General features: G+C 57.6%; 24 protein-coding genes. 11 read left to right on the top strand and 13 right to left on the bottom strand.

The genetic code is table 11. The features are described 5' to 3' along the window. Positions 1–35: 35 nt before the first annotated feature. Both ACXADQ_RS06380 and hrcA read right to left on the bottom strand, forming a co-directional pair. On the bottom strand, positions 36–596 hold the full coding sequence (locus ACXADQ_RS06380) for a nucleotide exchange factor GrpE (RefSeq protein WP_475317032.1): 561 nt from the start codon (positions 594–596) through the stop codon (positions 36–38). Positions 597–605: 9 nt separating this feature from the next. Then, positions 606–1,670 (bottom strand): heat-inducible transcriptional repressor HrcA, encoded by a 1,065-nt coding sequence (hrcA, locus tag ACXADQ_RS06375; RefSeq protein ID WP_475317027.1) that lies wholly within the window; start codon positions 1,668–1,670, stop codon positions 606–608. Between the two features lie 110 nt (positions 1,671–1,780). Between hrcA and rph the strand changes: the two genes are divergently transcribed. From rph to ACXADQ_RS06355, 4 genes are read left to right on the top strand one after another with little or no spacing between them, the layout of a single operon-like run. Continuing rightward, positions 1,781–2,497 (top strand): ribonuclease PH, encoded by a 717-nt coding sequence (rph, locus tag ACXADQ_RS06370; RefSeq protein ID WP_475317026.1) that lies wholly within the window; start codon positions 1,781–1,783, stop codon positions 2,495–2,497. After that, on the top strand, positions 2,490–3,098 hold the full coding sequence (gene rdgB, locus ACXADQ_RS06365) for an RdgB/HAM1 family non-canonical purine NTP pyrophosphatase (RefSeq protein ID WP_475317023.1): 609 nt from the start codon (positions 2,490–2,492) through the stop codon (positions 3,096–3,098). The genes rph and rdgB overlap by 8 nt, the downstream gene beginning before the upstream one ends. Then, positions 3,061–4,248: a radical SAM family heme chaperone HemW gene (gene hemW, locus ACXADQ_RS06360; protein ID WP_475317019.1), complete on the top strand. Its 1,188-nt coding sequence runs from the start codon at positions 3,061–3,063 to the stop codon at positions 4,246–4,248. Before rdgB ends, hemW begins: the two co-directional genes overlap by 38 nt. Before the next feature lie 2 nt (positions 4,249–4,250). Beyond that, positions 4,251–4,604: a YbaN family protein gene (locus ACXADQ_RS06355; RefSeq protein ID WP_475317018.1), complete on the top strand. Its 354-nt coding sequence runs from the start codon at positions 4,251–4,253 to the stop codon at positions 4,602–4,604. Here ACXADQ_RS06355 and ACXADQ_RS06350 read toward each other — a convergent pair. From ACXADQ_RS06350 to rho, 6 genes are read right to left on the bottom strand one after another with little or no spacing between them, the layout of a single operon-like run. Further along, positions 4,599–5,501, bottom strand: a complete 903-nt coding sequence (locus ACXADQ_RS06350; protein ID WP_475317016.1) for a ParB/RepB/Spo0J family partition protein — start codon at positions 5,499–5,501, stop codon at positions 4,599–4,601. The two genes, ACXADQ_RS06355 and ACXADQ_RS06350, sit on opposite strands and share 6 nt — an antisense overlap. 18 nt (positions 5,502–5,519) lie before the next feature. After that, entirely contained in the window at positions 5,520–6,329 is an 810-nt protein-coding gene (locus ACXADQ_RS06345; protein WP_475317013.1) for a ParA family protein, read from the bottom strand. Next, the gene (gene rsmG / locus ACXADQ_RS06340; RefSeq protein WP_475326037.1) at positions 6,322–6,894 is read right to left on the bottom strand and encodes a 16S rRNA (guanine(527)-N(7))-methyltransferase RsmG; all 573 of its coding nucleotides are present in this window, start codon (positions 6,892–6,894) and stop codon (positions 6,322–6,324) included. Before rsmG ends, ACXADQ_RS06345 begins: the two co-directional genes overlap by 8 nt. Before the next feature lie 32 nt (positions 6,895–6,926). After that, positions 6,927–8,795: a tRNA uridine-5-carboxymethylaminomethyl(34) synthesis enzyme MnmG gene (gene mnmG, locus ACXADQ_RS06335; protein ID WP_475317009.1), complete on the bottom strand. Its 1,869-nt coding sequence runs from the start codon at positions 8,793–8,795 to the stop codon at positions 6,927–6,929. A gap of 12 nt (positions 8,796–8,807) precedes the next feature. Continuing rightward, on the bottom strand, positions 8,808–10,094 hold the full coding sequence (gene mnmE, locus ACXADQ_RS06330; RefSeq protein ID WP_475317007.1) for a tRNA uridine-5-carboxymethylaminomethyl(34) synthesis GTPase MnmE: 1,287 nt from the start codon (positions 10,092–10,094) through the stop codon (positions 8,808–8,810). A 24-nt stretch (positions 10,095–10,118) separates the two neighbouring features. After that, positions 10,119–11,390: a transcription termination factor Rho gene (rho, locus tag ACXADQ_RS06325; RefSeq protein WP_475317004.1), complete on the bottom strand. Its 1,272-nt coding sequence runs from the start codon at positions 11,388–11,390 to the stop codon at positions 10,119–10,121. Between the two features lie 580 nt (positions 11,391–11,970). Here rho and ACXADQ_RS06320 point away from each other — a divergent pair. Genes ACXADQ_RS06320 through dnaQ form a run of 4 tightly spaced genes read left to right on the top strand, consistent with a single transcriptional unit; the run spans position 11,971 to position 14,729 of the window. Beyond that, positions 11,971–12,570, top strand: a complete 600-nt coding sequence (locus ACXADQ_RS06320; protein WP_475316999.1) for a Maf family protein — start codon at positions 11,971–11,973, stop codon at positions 12,568–12,570. Continuing rightward, positions 12,567–13,400 (top strand): shikimate dehydrogenase, encoded by an 834-nt coding sequence (locus ACXADQ_RS06315; protein ID WP_475316994.1) that lies wholly within the window; start codon positions 12,567–12,569, stop codon positions 13,398–13,400. The genes ACXADQ_RS06320 and ACXADQ_RS06315 overlap by 4 nt, the downstream gene beginning before the upstream one ends. Further along, complete coding sequence (gene coaE / locus ACXADQ_RS06310) at positions 13,397–13,990, top strand: dephospho-CoA kinase (protein WP_475316990.1); 594 nt, start codon at positions 13,397–13,399, stop codon at positions 13,988–13,990. Before ACXADQ_RS06315 ends, coaE begins: the two co-directional genes overlap by 4 nt. Further along, on the top strand, positions 13,983–14,729 hold the full coding sequence (gene dnaQ / locus ACXADQ_RS06305; RefSeq protein WP_475316985.1) for a DNA polymerase III subunit epsilon: 747 nt from the start codon (positions 13,983–13,985) through the stop codon (positions 14,727–14,729). Before coaE ends, dnaQ begins: the two co-directional genes overlap by 8 nt. 4 nt (positions 14,730–14,733) lie before the next feature. Here dnaQ and secB read toward each other — a convergent pair whose 3' ends face one another. Together secB and ACXADQ_RS06295 are read right to left on the bottom strand one after the other, a co-directional pair. Then, positions 14,734–15,228: a protein-export chaperone SecB gene (gene secB, locus ACXADQ_RS06300; protein ID WP_475316981.1), complete on the bottom strand. Its 495-nt coding sequence runs from the start codon at positions 15,226–15,228 to the stop codon at positions 14,734–14,736. Between the two features lie 54 nt (positions 15,229–15,282). Further along, positions 15,283–15,771, bottom strand: a complete 489-nt coding sequence (locus ACXADQ_RS06295) for an FxsA family protein (protein WP_475316974.1) — start codon at positions 15,769–15,771, stop codon at positions 15,283–15,285. 106 nt (positions 15,772–15,877) lie between these two features. Between ACXADQ_RS06295 and ACXADQ_RS06290 the strand changes: the two genes are divergently transcribed. Genes ACXADQ_RS06290 through ACXADQ_RS06280 form a run of 3 tightly spaced genes read left to right on the top strand, consistent with a single transcriptional unit; the run spans position 15,878 to position 18,143 of the window. After that, complete coding sequence (locus tag ACXADQ_RS06290) at positions 15,878–16,534, top strand: Tim44/TimA family putative adaptor protein (RefSeq protein ID WP_475316971.1); 657 nt, start codon at positions 15,878–15,880, stop codon at positions 16,532–16,534. Beyond that, positions 16,531–17,565 (top strand): murein transglycosylase A, encoded by a 1,035-nt coding sequence (gene mltA, locus ACXADQ_RS06285; RefSeq protein ID WP_475316967.1) that lies wholly within the window; start codon positions 16,531–16,533, stop codon positions 17,563–17,565. Before ACXADQ_RS06290 ends, mltA begins: the two co-directional genes overlap by 4 nt. Further along, positions 17,562–18,143 (top strand): Smr/MutS family protein, encoded by a 582-nt coding sequence (locus ACXADQ_RS06280; protein WP_475316965.1) that lies wholly within the window; start codon positions 17,562–17,564, stop codon positions 18,141–18,143. The genes mltA and ACXADQ_RS06280 overlap by 4 nt, the downstream gene beginning before the upstream one ends. On the opposite strand, the gene ACXADQ_RS06275 is transcribed toward ACXADQ_RS06280, so the two are convergent. From ACXADQ_RS06275 to hslV, 3 genes are read right to left on the bottom strand one after another with little or no spacing between them, the layout of a single operon-like run. Beyond that, positions 18,140–19,243: an alpha/beta hydrolase gene (locus ACXADQ_RS06275; protein ID WP_475316960.1), complete on the bottom strand. Its 1,104-nt coding sequence runs from the start codon at positions 19,241–19,243 to the stop codon at positions 18,140–18,142. The two genes, ACXADQ_RS06280 and ACXADQ_RS06275, sit on opposite strands and share 4 nt — an antisense overlap. A gap of 51 nt (positions 19,244–19,294) precedes the next feature. Beyond that, positions 19,295–20,602, bottom strand: a complete 1,308-nt coding sequence (hslU, locus tag ACXADQ_RS06270; protein WP_475316956.1) for an ATP-dependent protease ATPase subunit HslU — start codon at positions 20,600–20,602, stop codon at positions 19,295–19,297. Continuing rightward, on the bottom strand, positions 20,599–21,156 hold the full coding sequence (gene hslV, locus ACXADQ_RS06265; protein WP_475316950.1) for an ATP-dependent protease subunit HslV: 558 nt from the start codon (positions 21,154–21,156) through the stop codon (positions 20,599–20,601). The genes hslU and hslV overlap by 4 nt, the downstream gene beginning before the upstream one ends. Positions 21,157–21,202: the final 46 nt, after the last annotated feature.

Below are 21,202 nucleotides of genomic sequence, written 5' to 3'. Positions count from 1 at the left end.
AACAGGAGCTTTGTAGCATTGATATCAGGCTCTGTTTAGGCCGGAGTCGACGAAACCCCAACCTGCGCCGGGCGCAGCAAGCGGTCGTGCAGCATGAAGCCTTCGGCCGAAACCTGGATAATATCGCCGGCTTTGGTGCCGGGAACTGGGGCCTCGAACATCGCTTCATGCATCTGAGGATCGAATTTTTCCCCAACCTCGGGCGAGATCAGCTCGATCCCGTGCTTTTTGAACACGCTCAGCAATTCGCGCATGGTCAGTTCGACACCTTCCAGAACAGCGCCGAATTGCTCGCGTTGCGTTTCATCAACAGCATCCAGCGCGCGTTTCATGTTGTCGTAAACCGGCAGAACATCGCGGGCCAGTTTCGAGCCGCCATAGTTTTCGGCCTCGCGGCGCTGTTTGTCGGCACGTTTGCGCGCGTTTTCTGCATCGGCCAGGGCGCGCATGAACTTGTCTTTGTAATCATCCCGCTCGGCGCGCAGCTCGTCCAGTTCGACCGCCTCGTCATCCAGCTCTTCGAATTCCTCGGCAAATGCTTCGGCTTCGGCGGTTTCGATATCGTCCAGAAAATCTTCGTTTTTGGGGTCTGCCATGTTCCACCTCTAACTCCGGTCAGACAGCATCCGCCCGACCAGTTGTGCCGTGTAATCTACGATCGGCACGATCCGTCCATAGTTCAGGCGCGTGGGGCCAATCACCCCGACGGCGCCGATAATTTTTCGATCCGCGTTCATATAAGGAGAAACCACCAAAGAGGAACCCGAAAGTGAGAAAAGTTTGTTCTCGGAACCGATAAAAATGCGCACACCCTCGCCCTGCTCGGTCAGTTGCAGGAACTCCTCGATGTCGCGTTTGCGTTCCAGGTCGTCAAAGAGCACGCGGATACGTTCCAGATCCTCTTCGTTCCCGTCTGCGTTCAGCAAATTCGAGCGGCCCCGGACGATCAGACGTTCGTTGTTTTCGCCTTCATTGTCCCAAACGGCCAGCCCACTTTCGACCAGCTGATGGGCCAGGCCATCGATCTCTTGCCGGCGGCTGTCGATTTCCTTGCGGATCTCAGTTTGCAGGTCAGACAGGGTTTTGCCCTCTACCAGCGCATTCAGGAAATTCGCGGCCTCACGCATCGAGGATGGCGTTTGCCCTGGGGGCGGTGTGAACAAGCGGTTTTCCACATGTCCATCCGCGAAAACCATCACCACAAGTGCGCGATCATGGCCCAGCGACACGAATTCCAGATGGCGAATCGGCGCCTCGTGTTTCGGCGTCAGCACGATCGAGGCGCCCTGCGTCACCCCGGACAGCGCCGTAGACACCCGATCCAACAACCCGCCCACGTCCGAGGAATTGCTTTGCAGCGTCTGATCCAACTTGTGCCGATCATCCGTAGCCAGGTCCCCGACCTCGAGGAACCCGTCCACAAACATCCGCAGCCCGCGCTGAGTGGGCACCCGGCCGGCCGAGATATGCGGGCTGTCCAGCAATCCAAGAAATTCCAGGTCCTGCATGACATTGCGGATGGTGGCGGCACTGACCTTCTCGCTCAGGCTGCGTGTCAGGGTCCGGGATCCAACAGGCTCACCATTGGACAGGTATCCCTCGACCACACGACGAAACACCTCGCGCGAGCGATCATTCAGCTCTTCCAGGATGTTTTCGCCGTCTGTCATGCCAAACCCTTTCCTCCTGTCATTAAAGACCCCTGCCCGCAAAGGTCAATCGGGCTTGCGCTTTGGGTGCCCCGGCAGGTATCCCCGGGGCAACAGAGAAGGAATTTACCATGCGCCCATCTGGCCGACAGCTGAACGAAATGCGCCCCGTTTCCATCGAAACCGGCGTCACCAAACACGCAGAGGGATCCTGCATGATCCGCATGGGCGACACCCATGTCCTGTGCACCGCCACGATCGAGGACCGCGTGCCTCCGTTCATCAAGGGCTCGGGCCTGGGCTGGGTGACGGCGGAATACGGTATGCTGCCCCGCTCGACCACCTCGCGGATGCGACGCGAGGCTGCAATGGGCAAGCAAGGCGGAAGAACTGTTGAAATTCAACGGCTTATCGGTCGCTCCTTGCGCGCTGGTGTAGACCGTGTTGCCTTGGGCGAGCGTCAGATCACCGTTGACTGCGATGTGATCCAAGCTGACGGCGGCACCCGCTGCGCCTCGATCACCGGGGGTTGGGTTGCGCTGCGTCTGGCTGTGAACAAGCTGATGAAGGCTGGTGTCGTGAAAACCGACCCGCTGGTCGAACCCGTCGCCGCCGTGTCCTGTGGCATCTACGCCGGTCAGCCCGTGCTGGATCTGGATTACCCCGAGGACAGCGAAGCCGGCGTTGACGGAAACTTTATCATGCTGGAAAGCGGTCGCCTGATCGAAGTGCAAATGTCCGCCGAGGGCGCCACCTATTCGCGCGATCAGATGAACGAGCTGATGGATCTGGCCGACAAGGGCGTTGCCGAATTGGTCGCCGCGCAAATGGCAGCCGTAAATGCGTAAGTTCGACGGCAAAGAGCTGGTCCTGGCCAGCCACAACAAAGGCAAGCTGCGAGAAATCGCAGCTTTGCTGGCGCCGTTCGGGATCTCGGTGTCATCGGCCGCCGATCACGGTCTGGACGAGCCCGAAGAGACCGAGGACACGTTCGCGGGAAACGCCCGGATCAAGGCGCATTACGCCGCTCAGAAAACCGGTCTGCCCGCCTTGTCCGACGATAGCGGAATTTCCGTGGACGGGCTCGACGGTGCGCCCGGTGTCTATACCGCTGACTGGGCCGAAACGCCGAACGGTCGTGACTTCGCCATGGCGATGGAAAAAACCTGGGCCCTTCTGGAAGCGAAAAACGCCCCGACCCCGCGCTGCGCGGCCTTCAATTGCACCCTATGCTTGGCCTGGCCCGATGGTCACGACGAACTGTTCGTTGGCAAAGTCGAAGGACAGGTCACCTGGCCGATGCGCGGCGAAAACGGGTTTGGCTATGATCCGATCTTTGTGCCCAATGGGTTCGACATCACCTTTGGTGAAATGGACCCCGACAAAAAGCACGAAATGAGCCACCGTGCCGATGCCTTCGCCAAACTGGTGGCGGGCTGCTTTGATTGAGGATTGGCAGAACGGCGGCTTTGGAATTTACCTCCACTGGCCGTTCTGCGAGGCCAAGTGCCCCTATTGCGATTTCAACAGCCATGTCGCGCGCGAAATTGACCAATCCCGCTGGCTTAGAGCCTATTTATCCGAAATTGATCGCTACGCCGAAATGTGCGGCGGGCGCCCGCTGACCTCGGTCTTTTTTGGTGGCGGCACACCCAGTTTGATGGATCCCGAGGTCGTGCACAGGATACTGGAGCGCATCCGCGCGAATTGGTCACTGTCCAACAATGTGGAAATCACGCTCGAGGCCAATCCCGGCTCGGTCGAGGCCGGCCGCTTTACGGGATACGCCCAGGCTGGTGTGAACCGTGTATCAATGGGAATTCAGGCTCTGAACAACCGCGATTTGCATCGTTTGGGCCGCATTCACACGGTTGAAGAAGCCCGCGCCGCCTTTGATATCGCGCGCGCGCAGTTCGATCGCGTTAGCTTTGATCTGATCTATGCCCGTCAAGATCAGTCTTTGGAGGATTGGCGCGCCGAGCTGACCGAGGCCCTGTCTATGGCGATTGATCATCTGTCGTTGTACCAGCTAACCATCGAACAAGGCACCGCGTTCGGCGACCGCTACAATCGTGGCGGATTGAAAGGCCTACCCGAGGATGATCTGTCCGCCGATATGTACGAAGCTACGCAGGAAATTTGTGGCAAAGCCGGAATGTTGGCTTACGAGGTTTCGAACCACGCCAAGCCGGGCGCTGAATCGCTGCATAACAGTGTCTATTGGCGCTATGGTGACTATGTCGGCATCGGCCCGGGTGCCCATGGACGGCTGACATTGAGCGGCCAGAAACACGCGACCGAGGCCTATTCCAACCCGACAAAATGGCTGGAGCTCAGCGATGCCGGCCAAACCGAGAAGCACTTCGAAGCCCTGCCCGCGCGAGATCAGGGCAACGAATACCTTCTGATGGGGTTGCGCCTGTCCGAGGGGATCTCGATCGACCGTTTTCGACAAATTTCGGGCCATCGCTTGAACGCTGAAAGACTGCGCTATCTAGAAGAGATCGGCATGATTTCTGTCCATGGCGACAATCTGTCGGTCACATCAGACGGCAGAATGGTGTTGAATGCGGTTATTCGGGAACTTTTGGTGGAGTAGTCATGCGGATTATCTGGGTCATCCTGGGGCTCATTTCGATGGCGATCGGCCTGATCGGCATTGTGCTTCCGCTTGTGCCGACCGTTCCGCTGATGATCCTGGCCGCGTTTTTCTTTGCGAAATCCAGCGAACGCCTGCACAACTGGCTGATCACTCATCCGCAGTTCGGCCCCTCAATTGTTGATTGGCAAGAACACGGCGCCATTCACCCCAAAGGTAAAAAGATCGCGACGGTGTCCATCGCGATCGTTTTCTTGATTTCATTGATTATGGGTTTGCGCCCGATGATCCTGATCATTCAAGGCGTTACCTTGTGCGCAGTCCTGCTGTTTATCTGGACTCGCCCCAATTCATGACGACAACATCCGGCACACTTCGTCCAGCTGCTCTAGATTGTTGTAGCTGATGGTGATTTTGCCGGATTCCTGACCCTCAGAGTGGTCAATCGCGACCTTCATCCCAAGATTTGCAGACAGGTCGCCCTCGAGCGCTCGGGTATCTGCGTCCTTTTCCGGTCGGGCGCTTTTGGCTGGTTTAGAGCCTTTTTGCGCTGGTTCTGGCGTACCTTTTGCCAAACGCTCGGTTTCGCGGACCGAGAGATTTCCGTTGATAACACGGCGGGCCAGCGCGGCCGGATCTTCAGCGGTGATCATCGCACGGGCGTGACCTGCGGACAGCTTGCCTTCGCGAACAAAGTCCTGAACTTCGTCAGGCAAGGTCAGCAGTCGCACCAGGTTCGCGATATAACTGCGGCTTTTTCCAAGAACTTCGGACAGTTTTTCCTGAGTATGGCCGAATTTCTCCATCAGTTGACGATAGCCAGCAGCCTCTTCCACTGCATTCAGGTCTGCCCGCTGGATGTTTTCGATAATGGCGACTTCCAGAACCTCGGTGTCGTCGAAATCCCGCACCAGGACCGGCAGTTCATGCAGCTGCGCCATCTGAGCGGCACGCCAACGACGTTCACCGGCGACAATCTCGTATTCGCCGTCATGTCCGGGCCGATTGCGCACGATCAGAGGCTGGATCACGCCTTTTTCTTTGATCGAGGCGCTGAGTTCGTCCAGCTGCTCGGGGGTAAACGTGCGGCGCGGCTGATCCGGGTTTGGGTGAATCTTCTCGATCGGCACCATCATGTCCGGTCGGCGACTTGCCTCGCCTGTTTCCGTGGGGGTTTCGGCTGGCGTTACATCTGCCATCAAGGCGGACAATCCACGCCCTAAGCCACGGGATTTCGTGCGTTTCTCGCTCATTTTTGCCTCCTGTTATTATTATGCGGCGACGCGGATGTTTTTGGACATCAACTCTCGTGCGAGCTGCCCATAAGCCCTGGCCCCTTTAGAGTTCGGATCATACTCGGTGACTGGCATGGCGTATGACGGTGCCTCGCTGACACGCACATTCCGCGGGATCATCGTGTTGAAAACCAGGTCCCCCAGATTTTCACGCGCGTCATCCTCCACCTGTTGGGACAAATTATTGCGCGCATCATACATGGTCAACACTACGCCCTCGATCCGCAAATTCGGGTTCGCTGTTTGACGTACCTCCCGGATCGTTAGCATTAACTGGGACAAGCCTTCCAACGCAAAGAACTCGGACTGCAACGGCACCAAGACTGAATGGGCCGCGACCATAGCGTTCACTGTCAACAAGTTCAAAGAAGGTGGGCAATCAATCAGTATGTAGTCATACGCAAACGCGTCCATCGCATGCTGTCGCAGTGCATCGTGCAGCAGAAAACTCCGCTTTTCGTTCGAAATCAGCTCGATATCAGCCGAGGACAAATCAACCGTTGCAGGGATGATGTTCAAACCATCCAACTCGGTGGGCTTAATGACATCTTCAAGGGAAACATCATCAAGTAAGAGCTCGTAGGTGGTGTTTTCACGATCCTCCGGTTCGATCCCTAGCCCGGTGGACGCGTTCCCTTGAGGATCAAGGTCAACGATCAAGACTTGGCATCCTTCGTCGACAAGGGCTGCGCCCAAGTTAATCGTGGTTGTGGTTTTTCCCACCCCACCCTTCTGGTTGGCAACTGCGATGATCTTGGGATCAGCCGAACGGGTAGGGTCAGACACGGGAAATACCTCCGATTCTCAGAATGACGGCACCTGATTCCGTTTTACTTGTAGTCCTCTCAACTTCGAAAAACCACGACTTGCGCGCCTCTTGAACCTCTTTTTGCCAGTTCACCCCTTTTGGCAGCAAAGCCACGCCTGTTTTTTGGAGATGGCGCTGTGAAAAACCCAATAGCGTCGTCAAATCAGCAAGAGCACGGGCAGACAGCACGTCCGCATTCGCTGGCTCAGCGCGTTCAATTCGATCGGTTATCACCTTGACCTGAACGTTGGCTTCACGGGCCACGGTACGCAAAAAAACCGACTTGCGGGCATCGGATTCGACAAGCGTGAATCGCACCTCGGGGTTTTTCTCGGCCGCAATGATCGCGCAAACCAACCCCGGGAACCCTCCACCGGTGCCAAGATCGACCCAATGCGTAAATTTCTCTGGTGCAAGCGTATATATTTGCGCGGAATCCACGATGTGCCGAGACCATAGATCGGACAAAGTGGATTTGGATACCAAGTTGATCTTCGGATTCCACTTCTTCAGGAGATCGCCGTAGGTCTCGAGCCGAATCATTGTTTCACGTGAAACATCTAGAGGGAAAGTCTTCACGCTGAACGATTCCGTTTGTCTTGGCGTAATTTCGCAAGCAGTAGCGTCAGCGCAGCCGGAGTCATCCCTTCGACGCGCCCCGCCTGAGCCAGATTGCGCGGCCGCGCCGCGATCAGCTTCTTTTTCAGTTCGTTGGACAGACCGTCCAAATGCTCGTACGAGAACCCGTCAGGTATTATTTGATCTTCGTCCCGCTTCATTGCATCGACATCACGTTGTTGGCGATCAATGTAGTTTGCATAGAGCGCGTCTTTGGAGAGTTGATCCCGAATTTCTGGATCAATCTCCGACAGCGTGGGGTCCAGACCCATCAGCTTTTCAAAGTCGACATCGGGAAACGACAACAACTGAAACACGCTACGCCGCGCTCCGTCTTGATTCACCGACAATCCGATCTGATTGAGTTCGCGAGGCGTGTAAGTCTTTGAGGTCAGTCGCCCCATAGCGCTTTCCATCAAATCCATCTTTTTCTCAAAGACGCGCTGACGAGATTCGGACACGCAGCCAATCTGAATGCCCTTTGGGGTCAGCCGCTGATCAGCATTGTCGGCCCGCAAGGACAGGCGAAACTCGGCGCGCGAGGTGAACATGCGATAAGGCTCGGAAACGCCTCGGGTGATGAGGTCGTCAATCATCACACCGATATAGCTGTCCCGCCGACTAAACAGAACGGGGTCGCGGCCCAGTGCATCCGCCGCTGCATTTAAACCAGCCGCCAGGCCTTGCGCGGCCGCTTCTTCATACCCCGTGGTCCCATTGATCTGACCTGCCAGATAGAGACCCGGGACAGATTTTACCGCCAGCCGATCATCCAGAGCGCGGGGATCAACGTAGTCATATTCAATCGCATAGCCAGGCTGAAGGATGTCGGCTTGCTCTAGCCCGCGGATCGAGCGGACATAGTCATACTGCACTTCTTCGGGCAACGAGGTTGAAATCCCGTTCGGATAAACCGTGTGGTCATCCAGACCTTCGGGTTCAAGGAAAATCTGATGCGAGCTTTTGTCAGCGAATCGCACGATCTTGTCTTCGATCGAGGGGCAATATCGCGGCCCTACCCCTTCGATATGCCCACCATACATGGCCGAACGATCCAGATTTTGGCGGATCACATCATGCGTTTTCTCGTTTGTATGCGTGATACCGCAAGACACCTGACGCACAGATGGCCCCTTGGACAGAAAGGAAAACATCACCGGATCATCATCTCCGGGCTGCTTTTCAAGCAAGTCCCACGCAATCGTTCGTCCATCCAGACGCGGCGGAGTACCCGTCTTCAATCGACCCAAAGGCAGCCCAAAGCTATCAATTTTCTCGGCCAAGCGGATCGAGGGGCGATCCCCCATGCGACCTCCGGGGCGAGAAACGTCGCCGATATGTATCACGCCGCGCAAGAAGGTACCCGTGGTCAGAACGACGTTGCGAGCGTTCAGTTCGCTACCATCTTCAAGAACCACACCCCCGACGCGGTCATGATCCATGATCAGGTCAGTTGCCTCGCCTTCGATCACCGTCAGGCAGGGCTGTGCCTCGATCTCGCGCAACATCGCCTGCCGATACAGTTTTCGGTCGGACTGCGTGCGCGGTCCTTGTACTGCAGGCCCCTTGCGCCAATTCAGCAAACGAAATTGAATACCCGAAACATCCGCGACGCGCCCCATGACACCATCCAGGGCATCAACTTCTCGAACCAGATGTCCTTTACCCAGGCCACCAATCGCCGGATTACAGGACATCACCCCGATCCCGCCACGGGTCAAAGTCACCAAAGCTGTGCGCGCACCCATCCGGGCCGACGCATGCGCGGCATCACAGCCAGCGTGCCCACCGCCAATCACAACAACATCGAAGTCGAATTGTTTCACGTGAAACACTCCTTACTTCCCAAGACAGAAGCTGGCGAAAATCTCGTCCAGCACATTTTCGATATCAACCCGGCCGACCAGAGAATCCAAGGCCCGTACGGCCGTACGCAACTCTTCCGCAGCCAAGTCAGTCATTTCCGAGCCCATACTGACCAGTCGTCGCGCCTCGCCCAGAGACTCCACCGCTCGCAGCATTGCGATCCGATGCCTTTCACGGGTCGCCACACCGATCGAGGCAGCCCGGTCAGACAGGATACGTGTCACGTCCTCTATCAGATTCTGAACGCCCTCACCACTGGCGCCTGAAATCGCGCCGGTCTTGTCGTCCAGCAGATCGGCTTTGGCCTTTAAAACGATATCTTCGGGTTCAGGCGCAAAATCCGGTGTGTCGCCTCCCTCCACCAGGAACACCCGCAGATCAGCCAGGCTTGCCCGCTCTCGCGCACGCGCGATCCCGATTTCCTCGACTTTATCTTCGGTCTGACGCAAACCAGCCGTATCCAGCAAAGTCACGGGTAGCCCACCCAGATCCATACGAACCTCGATTACATCCCGGGTCGTCCCCGCATACTCCGAGGTGATGGCCGCATCGCGACCGGCAAGCGCGTTCAACAACGTGGATTTCCCAACATTAGGCGCACCAACAATCGCGACTTCGAACCCAGTGCGCACCCGTTCGGCAGAACTGACACCAGCGATTTCTGCCTGCAATGAAGCCATGGTCGACGTCATAAGCGCGCTCACCTCGGGCGAAACATCAGTAGGGACTTCTTCGTCGGCAAAGTCTATCGTCGCTTCAAGCAAAGCCGCAGCCCGGATCAGATCGCGTCGCCATTCTTCGGCCCGATTGCCAAGATCCCCGGACAGCACACGCAAGGCCTGACGGCGTTGAGCCTCGGTTTCAGCTTCGATTAGATCCGACAGGCCTTCGACCTGCGCCAAATCCAACCGACCGTTTTCCAAGGCGCGCCGGGTGAATTCGCCTGGATCGGCTTGGCGCAACCCCTCTATTTCTGACAGAACCCTCAAAACCGCCGACACCACTGCCGTGCTGCCATGCAGTTGCAACTCGACGACCGGCTCTCCGGTGAAACTGCGCTCGTCTTCGAACACAAGAACCAAGGCTTCGTCCAGACGAACACCTTCCGCATCCCGCAACAATCGCAAGCCAGCACGCCGAGGCGCCGGCAGATCGCCAGCCAAAGCGGACCCGGCCGCATGCGCCAAAGGACCCGAGACGCGGATCACCGCGACCCCGGCCTTACCATGAGCCGTGGCAAGGGCGAAAATCGTGTCCATCTGTCAGGCCCCCAGAAACCCAGGTCAGGTGTTCATCGAGTCGAAGAATTCCGAATTTGTCTTGGTCTGTTTCAGCTTGGAAATCAGGAACTCGATCGCGTCGGTCGTGCCCATCGGGTTCAGAATGCGACGCAGGACAAAGGTCTTTTGCAGGTCGATCTTATCCACCAGCAGGTCCTCTTTCCGGGTGCCGGATTTCAGGATGTCCATCGCCGGGAAGACGCGTTTATCCGCAACCTTACGATCCAGAACGATCTCGCTGTTACCGGTGCCTTTGAATTCTTCAAAGATCACCTCGTCCATGCGGCTGCCCGTGTCGATCAGAGCCGTGGCGATGATGGTCAGCGATCCGCCCTCTTCCACGTTCCGCGCAGCACCAAAGAAACGCTTGGGGCGTTGCAGAGCGTTTGCGTCTACACCACCGGTCAGAACCTTACCCGAGGACGGCACCACGGTGTTAAAGGCCCTACCAAGTCTTGTGATCGAGTCCAGAAGGATCACAACATCTCGTTTATGTTCGACCAGACGCTTGGCCTTTTCGATCACCATTTCCGACACGGCCACGTGACGCGTTGCAGGTTCATCGAAGGTCGAAGACACGACCTCACCCTTCACAGACCGCTGCATGTCCGTCACCTCTTCGGGGCGTTCGTCGATCAGCAGAACGATCAAGTAGCATTCGGGGTGGTTCGCCTCGATGCTGTGCGCGATGTTTTGCAGCAGCACCGTTTTACCCGTCCGCGGGGGTGCCACGATCAGCGAACGCTGACCTTTACCAATCGGCGCGACCAGGTCGATGATCCGGGCCGAGCGATCCTTGATCGTCGGATCCTCGATCTCCATCTTCAGGCGCTCGTCGGGGTACAGCGGCGTCAGGTTGTCAAACGCGATCTTGTGCTTAGCCTTCTCGGGGCTTTCAAAGTTGATGCCCTCAACCTCGGTCAGCGCGAAATAGCGTTCGCTTTCCTGAGGCGCTTTCATCACGCCTTCGATCGTGTCCCCGGTCCGCAGCGAGTGTTTGCGGATCATGTCAGGCGACACATAGATATCATCTGGACCCGGCAGATAGTTGGCCTCGGGCGAGCGCAGGAAGCCAAAGCCGTCTTGCAGAACTTCCAGCACCCCGTCACCGCCAATGACCGAGCCATCATCGGCCATCTCGCGCAGGATCTGGAACATCATCTCGCCCTTGCGCATGGTCGAGGCGTTTTCGATCTCCAGCTCTTCAGCCATGGACAGCAGGTCCTTGGGGCTCTTGGCTTTGAGTTCAGACAGATTTAAACGTTGTTCGGACATGTAAATAGCACCCTGAACGGCCCCAATGGGCACGCTTCATTTCATATGGATGGAAAATCGCTCCCTCGGACGAGGGGTTGGACACGTAAATAAGGTGTCCCGGGGGTCGAGTCAAATCTTTCACTCTTTCCAAGCTTAAGCCCCCATTATCCAAGCCAATCTAGGCTGGAGGAAGGACGGGGCTTTGGGTCTTGCTCCAATAAATAAATAATAAAGAAAGAAAAGATTGATGATGATTTAGGGATCCATTTTTCCGTGGATTACTTGTTTATCCCCCCTGTTATCATCTGAACGACAAGGCCGCAGGCATCGGCCTTGATTCTGTGAAAAAATGGGATTTATCCTATAAAAAACAGGGTATTACTGAGATCCCAATACGCGAAGAACCCTGTGGATATCCCGTGGGAAATCTGTGCGCGGAAAACTTATCCACCATCAGGGGGTTTTCCTTGTCCTTGTGTGGACAAACTGTGATCTAAGCAGGCGAAAGGCCGCGATTTTTCAACAGCTCAGAAACCTCGGTGACTTGTCCGAAATCCTTCCTTAAGAAGTTCGACAAGTACTCCACGAGGTTATCCACATGGCCATGAACCTGATCCTGGCGTCCGGGTCTGAAATCCGCCGACAACTGCTGACGAACGCGGGTGTTCCCTTCACCGTTCAAAAGGCGCGGATCGATGAAATCATGATCCGCGATTCGCTTGAGGCCGAACAGGCCAAGCCGCGCGACATCGCCGATACGCTTGCCGAGATGAAAGCGCTGAAGGTCAGCGAAAAGAACCCCGGTGCCCTGGTTTTGGGCTGTGATCAGGTGCTGGAGTTCGACGGCCAGATCCTTTCCAAACCTCGAGACATCGAAGAAGCACGTGAACAGCTGCTCTCTTTGCGCGGACAACGGCACATGTTGCTTTCGGCAGCGGTGATCTGCGAAGACGGCAAACCGATCTGGCGCCATATCGGGCAGGTCCGTCTAAGAATGCGCAGTTTCTCGGACGACTACCTTGATGACTATCTGGCACGCAACTGGCCCGGCATCGGTGACAGCGTTGGCGGCTATAAGTTGGAAGAGGAAGGCATCCGCTTGTTTTCCCGCGTGGATGGCGATTACTTTAACGTGCTGGGCCTGCCCCTGTTGGAATTACTGAGTTACCTGACCGTTCGAGGAGACCTACCGGGATGAGTGCGCATAAGATACCGCTGGCGGGAGTGATTGGCTCGCCGATTGGGCATTCGAAATCTCCGCGGCTGCATGGGCATTGGCTTAAAAAATATGGCCTGCCCGGTCACTATATCCCGATGGAGGTCGCGCCCGAGAATCTGGAAACCGTTTTGCGCACCCTGCCCAAGGCGGGTTTCGTCGGGGCGAATATCACCGTTCCTCATAAAGAGGCCGCGCTGGAAATCGCCGATGTCATCACGGATCGTGCCACGCTGATCGGTGCGGCGAACACGCTGATCTTTCGCGAAGATGGCAAGATCCACGCGGACAATACCGATGGCTATGGCTTTATCGAAAACCTGCGGCAGGGCGCGCCGGATTGGGATCCGACCTCGGGTCCGGCGGTGGTACTTGGTGCTGGTGGCGCCTCGCGTGCGATTTTGGCGTCGCTCTTGTCAGCTGGCGTTCCCGAGATATTGCTGACCAACCGCACCAAGATCCGGGCCGAGGCGCTGCAACAGGAGTTTGGTGCTCGGATCACTGTGGTCGATTGGGTGCAGGCAGGAAACGTGATGGAGGACGCTGCGCTGCTGGTAAACACGACCTCTTTGGGCATGACCGGCAGCCCCGAGCTGCGCATTCCCTTGGATGGATTGAACCCCGGCGCTGTTGTCACTGACATTGTTTACGCACCGCTGAAAACGCGTCTGCTGCAGGTTGCCGAGGAAATCGGGTGCCACACTGTCGATGGGTTGGGCATGTTGATCTATCAGGCCGTTCCTGGCTTCGAGCGCTGGTTCGGTCAGCGCCCCGAGGTGGACGACGAAATTCGCAGGATCATGCTGGCATGAGCTTTAAACTTGGTCTTACGGGCTCGATCGGGATGGGCAAGTCGACGACAGCCAAAATTCTGGCCGAGGAAGGCTGCGCGATCTGGGATGCGGATGCCGCGGTGCATCGGCTGTATTCCAACGGTGGCAAGGCAGTTGGGCCTATTCAGAGCCTGTTTTCGGACGCCATTGTCGATGGGGCTGTCTCGCGCGAGCAGCTGAAACAGATCATACAGGCGGACCCAGGCGCGCTGAAACAGATCGAGGCCATCGTGCATCCTTTGGTGGGCGAAGACCGCGCAGATTTCATTGCCAATGCCCAGGCGGATATCCTGGTGTTTGATGTGCCATTGCTGTTTGAAACCGGCGGGAATCAGAATATGGATGCCGTCTTGGTCGTTTCAGCCCCCGAAGAGGTGCAGCGCCAGCGCGTTCTGGCACGCGGAACGATGAACGAGGCTCAATTCCTGACAATCAAGGCCAAGCAAATGCCGGATGCGGAAAAACGCGCTCGGGCAGATTTTGTGGTGATCACGGACACGCTGGATCACGCGCGCGAACAGGTGCAGGATATTCTGGATCAGATCAGAAAGGGCCAGGCCATTGCGTGAGATCGTTCTGGATACGGAAACCACCGGATTCGACCCGTTCAAAGGTGACCGAATTGTCGAGATCGGCTGTGTTGAACTGTACAATCACATGCCCACCGGCAACACGTTTCATGTCTATATCAACCCCGAACGCGGCATGCCGGACGAGGCATTCGGCGTGCACGGTATCGGCCCGGATTTGCTGGACCCACCGCGCGACCCTGCGCCTGGCTCGGGCGAAGTGACGCTGAAGGACAAGCCCGTTTTCGCCAAGGTTGGGCGCGATTTCTATGACTTCATCGGGCAGGATTCCAAGCTGGTGATCCACAATGCCAGTTTTGACATGAAGTTCCTGAATGCCGAGCTCAAATGGATGGGATTGCCCGAAATGCCCATGGAGCGCGCGACCGATACCTTGGGTATGGCGCGGCAGAAATTTCCGGGCTCGCCGGCCACATTGGATGCCTTGTGTCGCCGGTTCGGTATCGACAACTCGAACCGCACGCTGCACGGCGCTTTGCTCGACTCGGAAATCCTGGCCGAGGTCTATCTGGAACTGATCGGTGGTCGTCAGCCTGATTTTGCGCTTGGTGCCACTGTGGCAACCAAGTCCAGCGGCGGTGCGGATACCAGCGATTGGCGCCCTTTTCCGCGCCCGGCCCCCCTGCCCTCGCGGATCACAAACGAAGAAGCCGCCGCCCATCAAGCCTTTGTAGACAAGATGGGCGACGGCGCGTTGTGGACCAAGCTGTCAGAGTGACGGCTTAGGAAACCGGTGCGCTCTGAGCCTGCTGTTCAGCCTGACGACGGGCGATTTCATTGCGGTACAGCGCAACAAAATCGATGGTCTCCAGGTTCAGCGGCGGGAAGCCGCCGTCGCGGGTTACGTCGCTGACAACGCGGCGCAGGAACGGGAACAGCATCCGCGGGCATTCGATCAGCAGGAAGGGATGCATCTGCTCTTCGGGGACACCTTCGATGTTGAACAGGCCAACATAGTCGATTTCCAGCAGGAACAGCTTGTCACCACCCTCTTTTGCGGTCAATTCCACGTTCAGCTTGATCGCGACTTCGAACTGGTTCTCGACCGAGCGCTTTTTCGCATCCAGGTTCACCTGAACGTTGATCGCGGGGACGACCTCGCCACCGGCGCCTTTCTGGGCCAGGATGTTTTCGAACGACAGATCCCGGATGTACTGGTTCAGTACGTTGAATTTAATTTGCGGTGCGGCAGCACCTTCAGCGCCATTCTCGGCCATAGTGATCTCCAAAAATCAATTTCCGGGCTTGTGTAGCAGGATGGAAAACCACCCTCAATGCTTGGTCCAGCCCGACGGACGATAAGTCGTACGGTTTTCGGGGTCGATTTCGTGGAATTCACCGTCAATGGTGTTTGGATCCATTGGCTCGCGGTGCATCGGGCCCGACTGCATCGACCCCATGGTGAAGCTTTGGACTTTCACACGCTTGCGCAAATAGTGGAACACAGCGGAACGTACTGCAGGCACCAGCAGTGCAAACCCCAATGCATCGGTGAAAAACCCCGGCGTCAGCAGCAACACACCCGAGATCAGCACCATCGCCCCATGCGCCAGCGGTTCCGTGGGGTCATCCAGCTCGGAAAAGCTGCGCTGAAGATTGCCGATGGCCAGCCGACCCTGTGCGCGCACCAGCCAGGTGCCCAGAATGGCCGTCAGAACGACGATCCCAAGGGTGGGCCAGGTGCCAATGGCGCCTCCGACCTGAATGAACAGCGCGATCTCGATGATCGGGACTGCGACAAATGCGATTAACAACCACATCGTGGTGATCTCCTTTCGTGCCCGGCGTGGTGGACTTGGCCGCCGGTAGCCCCTACATAAGGTCGAGTATCAACGGTTTAAATGACCCCCTGACCAAGAGGATCTTATGAACTCGCCCATTTTGCAGCTTCTGGTGCTGGCCGGCATCGCGGTTTTCCTTATTCTGCGGCTGAAAAACGTGCTGGGTACGCGCGACGGGTTCGAAAATCCGACCACGCCCCAGCCGATCGAGCGCCCTTCGCGTAAACCCGACCTGTCGGTGATCGAAGGCGGCCCTGATCGTGACATTATCGACCACGTCCCCGAAGGTTCGGACGCAGCGCTGGCGCTGTCGCAGATGAAAAGCCTGGAGCCCAGTTTCAACGTCAGTGAATTCCTTCAGGGTGCACGCGGCGCCTATGAAATGATCCTGATGGGGTTCGAACGCGGCGATCTGGCCGAGATCAAGCCGTTCCTGTCGGACGAGGTGTACGAAACTTTCGCTCAGGTGGTCGAATCACGCCAGGAACAGGGCCTGACCATCGAGGCTGAATTCCTGGGCGTGCGGGAAACCTCTTTGGCGGATGCCGAATTCGTCGATGGCCGTATCGCAGAAATCACCGTGCGTTTCGTGGGCGAGCTGACCTCGGCCGTGCGCGACAATGCCGGCGAAATCATCGAGGGCGATCCCAAAGCGCCCAAGAAGCAACGCGACGTTTGGACTTTCGCCCGCGAAATGGCCTCGGACGATCCGAACTGGCAGCTTGTTGCCACGGGCGGATGATCCGGGCGCTGGCGGCAGCAGCGCTGGGGCTGATCATGGCAGGAACAGCGCAGTCCGAAGAAACCACTTTTCGAATTCTGGATTTCAAGGATTTGGAGGGGTGGGAGCAGGACAATCATGCCGCCGCCTTGCGCACGTTTCTGGAAACCTGTCCTGATCTGGACGAACCTGACTGGGCCTCGCTGTGTGCGGTGGCCCAGAATATCGACAGCCCCCGTGCGTTTTTTGAAATGTTTTTCCGCCCGGTCCTGATTGAGGATGGGCAAAACGCGCTTTTCACCGGCTATTTCGAACCCGAGCTGGATGGGGCCCGCCGCCCTGATGCGCGGTATCGCTATCCTGTATATCGGCTGCCACCCGAGGTGCGAAAGGGGTCTACCTGGCTATCGCGTCGCGACATAGAAACCACCGACGTGATGGCGGGACGTGGTCTGGAAATCGCTTGGGTTGATGACCCGGTCGAGCTGTTTTTCCTTCAAATTCAAGGGTCTGGTCGTATTCGCCTGCCCGACGGCAGCCATATACGTGTTGGGTATGGCGGGGCGAACGGGCATCCGTACCGGTCCATCGGGGTCGAGCTGATCCGGCGCGGGATCTACAAATCTCATCAGGTTTCCGCGCAGGTGATCAAGAACTGGGTGCGCCGCAATCCTGTCGATGGGGCTGAGCTGCTGCGCCACAACCCATCCTATGTGTTTTTCCGAACGGTGAACCGCGTTTCGCCGGAAAAGGGGCCGCTTGGGGCGATAAATCGCTCGATCACGACGATGCGGTCGATCGCGGTTGATCCGGCCTTTACCCCGCTGGGCGCGCCGGTTTGGGTGGAAAAAGACGGGAAAACTCCGCTGCGTCGTTTGATGATCGCGCAAGACACTGGATCGGCGATCAAAGGCGCACAGCGGGCGGATATTTTCTTTGGCACCGGGGATTCCGCTGGACGTGCGGCCGGCAAGCTGAAAGACCCCGGTCGCATGATGGTTTTGCTGCCCATTCAACGCGCCTATGCCCTTTTGCCGGAATCGGAACAATGACCCGCCGCAAATTGACAAATTCCGAGATCGAGCTGTGGCGCATGGTGACCGATACCGCGCAACGCCTGCATCCCGAACGCGCGCCCGGGGACCTGCCAAAACCCAAGCCCAAACCGAAGAAACGCCCAGTCTCGCGTCTGCCGGATTTCACCGTTGGGCAGACTGCGCCGGTGTCTGCCTCGGCGCACAGTTTGCGCCCTGGGTTGAGCGAAGAGCTGCACAACGCGCCTCTGCGGATGGATAAGAAATCCTTTACCAAGATGAAGCGCGGCAAGCTGGTGCCCGAGGACCGGATCGACCTGCACGGGATGACGCTGGATCGCGCACACCCTGCCCTGACCCGGTTCATTCTGGGCGCGCATGCGCGGGGGTTGCGGCTGGTGTTGGTGATCACCGGAAAAGGCAAAACCAAAGAGGATGACGGCCCGATTCCGGTGCGTCGCGGCGTGCTGAAACATAACGTGCCGCAATGGCTGTCGATGCCCCCGCTAAACGCGGCGGTGTTGCAGGTCGCACAGGCCAATATCAAGCACGGCGGCGCCGGGGCCTATTACGTTTACCTGCGCCGACACCGCTAGTTTTGCAGCATCAGCGGCGAGAGGATGATCTTGGTCGCGCTTTGCACGGTGATCGCTGTTCCGGGTAACAGGCCCATGCGGCCTCCGGCATCGCGATCGAAGGTCTGGCTAACCGCCGGGCTGTTGTTCAACAATTGGATCAGCAATGGCGATGTACCCAGTGTGAAATGCCGATCATCCGAGTTCCGGGCGAATTCTGACAGGTCGACCACTGTGACCGGCAAATCGCTGATCTTGGTCGGATCCTCCAACAAGCCCAGCCGGGTTTTGTTCCCGTTGATTTGGCTGGACAGCTGCAAGGCACGGTCTTTTTGCGACACGAAAATCAGGAAGGGATCGGGCAAGCGCGCGAAACGCTGCGCCTGCTGCTTGAAGACCTCGATATCCAGATCGGGCGACACCAGCACGACCCCGCCCAAATGCCGGGCCGCCCAGTTGGGCGAGCCGATCTCGATCTGGCGCAGGGTTTCCATCACCATCATGGCGCCCAGCGAATGCCCAACCAGAATGATGCGATCCGGATTGGCCTGACCGGCAAGGCGCAGCAGTTTTTCCAACCCGTCGCGGGCGAACAAAACACTGTCGCGATCATAGGCATACCCCAGCGGATGCGCGGCGCTGGGCCAGGAGTAATGCACCCCAACCCCGGGCAGATCAAAGTCGTGCATCAGCTGAACCGTGCGAAACACCCCGTCGGCAAAGCTGTTGTTGTAGCCGTGCACATACAGCATCACGTCGCGCTGGCCTTTGGGCTGATCGCGCAGACGATCCCGTAGTGCCGAGACAAACTCAGATCCCGATCCATGGTCTGTCCGCTGGGTCACGGTGAAAAACCTTTGGGGATCGGTGCGTTTGTAGCTGAGCCTGATCTTGCCACCATTGTGAGCGGGCGGAACAGCGACATCCAGATCCAGATAGGCAAGAGATTCGGCTCTATCCCCGCCAAACCAGCCCGAATCCGTCGGCGCGCGCAGGCTTGCGACAAAGGCTTTGTGTTCGGTTCCGATTTGCGCGGCTTCGGGGGCTACAAGCACCCGTGACTTGTCGCTGCACGCGGTGGCAAGCGTCAGAACCAAAAGAAAATGAACAATGAAACGCATGAAAAACGCCGCCCCTTTTGGCGCGACGTTATCCATCTTGTCGGTCAGTGACTAGAGCACATAGCGGCTGACATCGGCGGACTTTGCGAACTCGCCCAGGTTTTCCTGAACAAAGTCGGCATTCACGGTCACCGTCTGCCCGCCGCGATCAGGTGCAGCAAAGGAAAGCTCTTCGAACACCCGCTCCATCACCGTATACAAACGCCGGGCGCCGATGTTTTCGACCGATTTGTTCACCTCGGCGGCGATCTTGGCCAAAGCAGCGATCCCATCCTCGGTAAAGGTGACCTCGACCTCTTCGGTGGCCATAAGTGCGGTGTATTGGCGGGTCAGCGCGTTGTCCGTTTCGGTCAGAATGCGCACGAAATCCTCTTCGGTCAGGGCTTTCAGCTCGACCCGGATGGGTAGGCGCCCCTGCAATTCCGGCAACAGATCCGAGGGTTTGGCGATGTGGAAGGCACCTGAGGCGATGAACAGCACATGATCCGTCTTTACCGGGCCATGTTTGGTGCTGACGGTCGTGCCTTCGATCAAGGGCAGCAGGTCGCGCTGCACACCTTCACGGCTGACATCGGCACCGCGTGCTTCGGAACGGGCACAGACCTTGTCGATTTCGTCCAGAAACACGATGCCGTTTTCTTCGACCGCTTTCACGGCAGCGCGGGTGACGGTTTCATCGTCCAGCAGTTTGTCCGCCTCTTCCGCGATCAATACCTCGTAGCTTTCTGCGACGGTCATCTTCTTACGAACGGTGCGCCCACCGAAGGCTTTGCCGAAAATGTCGCCCAGATTCATCATGCCCATCTGGCTGCCGGGTTGGCCGGGGATATCCATCATCGGCAACGGATTCGAGGCATCGGCCACGTCCAGTTCGATCACGGTGTTGTCCAGCTCGCCGTTTTGCAGCTTTTTGCGGAACATTTCACGGGTGCCTTCGCGCGCGTCAGTGCCCGCAATCACCTCGATCACGCGGTTTTCGGCGGCTTCATAGGCTTTGGTCTTCACGTCCTCGCGCATATGTTCGCGCGTCATCGCGATCGAGCTGTCCACCAGATCACGAATGATCTGTTCTACATCCCGCCCGACATAGCCGACTTCGGTGAATTTCGTCGCTTCGACTTTGATAAAGGGCGCGCGGGCCAGTTTGGCCAAGCGGCGGCTGATCTCGGTTTTACCCACACCGGTGGGGCCGATCATCAGGATATTCTTGGGATACACCTCGTCGCGCAGGTCATCGTCCAGCTGCTTGCGCCGCCAGCGCGACCGCAAGGCCACCGCGACCGAGCGCTTGGCGTCGGCCTGGCCAATGATAAAGCGATCCAACTCGGATACGATTTCACGGGGGGTCAGATCGGTCATTTTGTGATGCTTTCCACAGTCAGGTTGCCATTGGTGTAAACACAGATGTCGGCGGCGATGGCCATGGCTTTGCGGGCGACCTCTTCGGCGGACAGATCGGTGTCCATCATCCCACGTGCGGCGGCCAGCGCATAGTTCCCGCCTGAGCCAATGGCGGTCACGTCATGTTCAGGTTCCAGCACGTCGCCCGCGCCGGTAATGACGAACATATCGGCGCCGTCGGTGACAATCAGCATGGCCTCCAGCTTTTGCAGGTATTTGTCGGTGCGCCAGTCCTTGGCCAGTTCGACCGAGGCGCGCGCCAGTTGACCGGGGGTTGCTTCCAGCTTGGTCTCAAGCCGCTCCAGTAGCGTAAACGCATCCGCGGTCGAGCCAGCGAAACCGGCCACAACATCGAACCCGCCAGGGCTAAGCCGGCGCACCTTGCGCGCAGTGCCCTTGATCACGGTCTGACCCAGCGAAACCTGGCCGTCCCCGGCGATCACGACCTGCCCGGCCTTTTTCACACCAATGATCGTGGTGCCGTGCCATCCGGGGAATTTTTCGTCCGACATAAGCGTCCTCCGTTTGCCTGTTGGCCTATATGGAACCTTAGCCCAT

The sequence above is a fragment of the Thalassovita sp. ABM4_323 genome, from assembly GCF_056158665.1.
The sequence above is the reverse complement of the archived record's forward strand: the minus strand, read 5'-3'. Positions and strand labels throughout refer to the sequence as shown.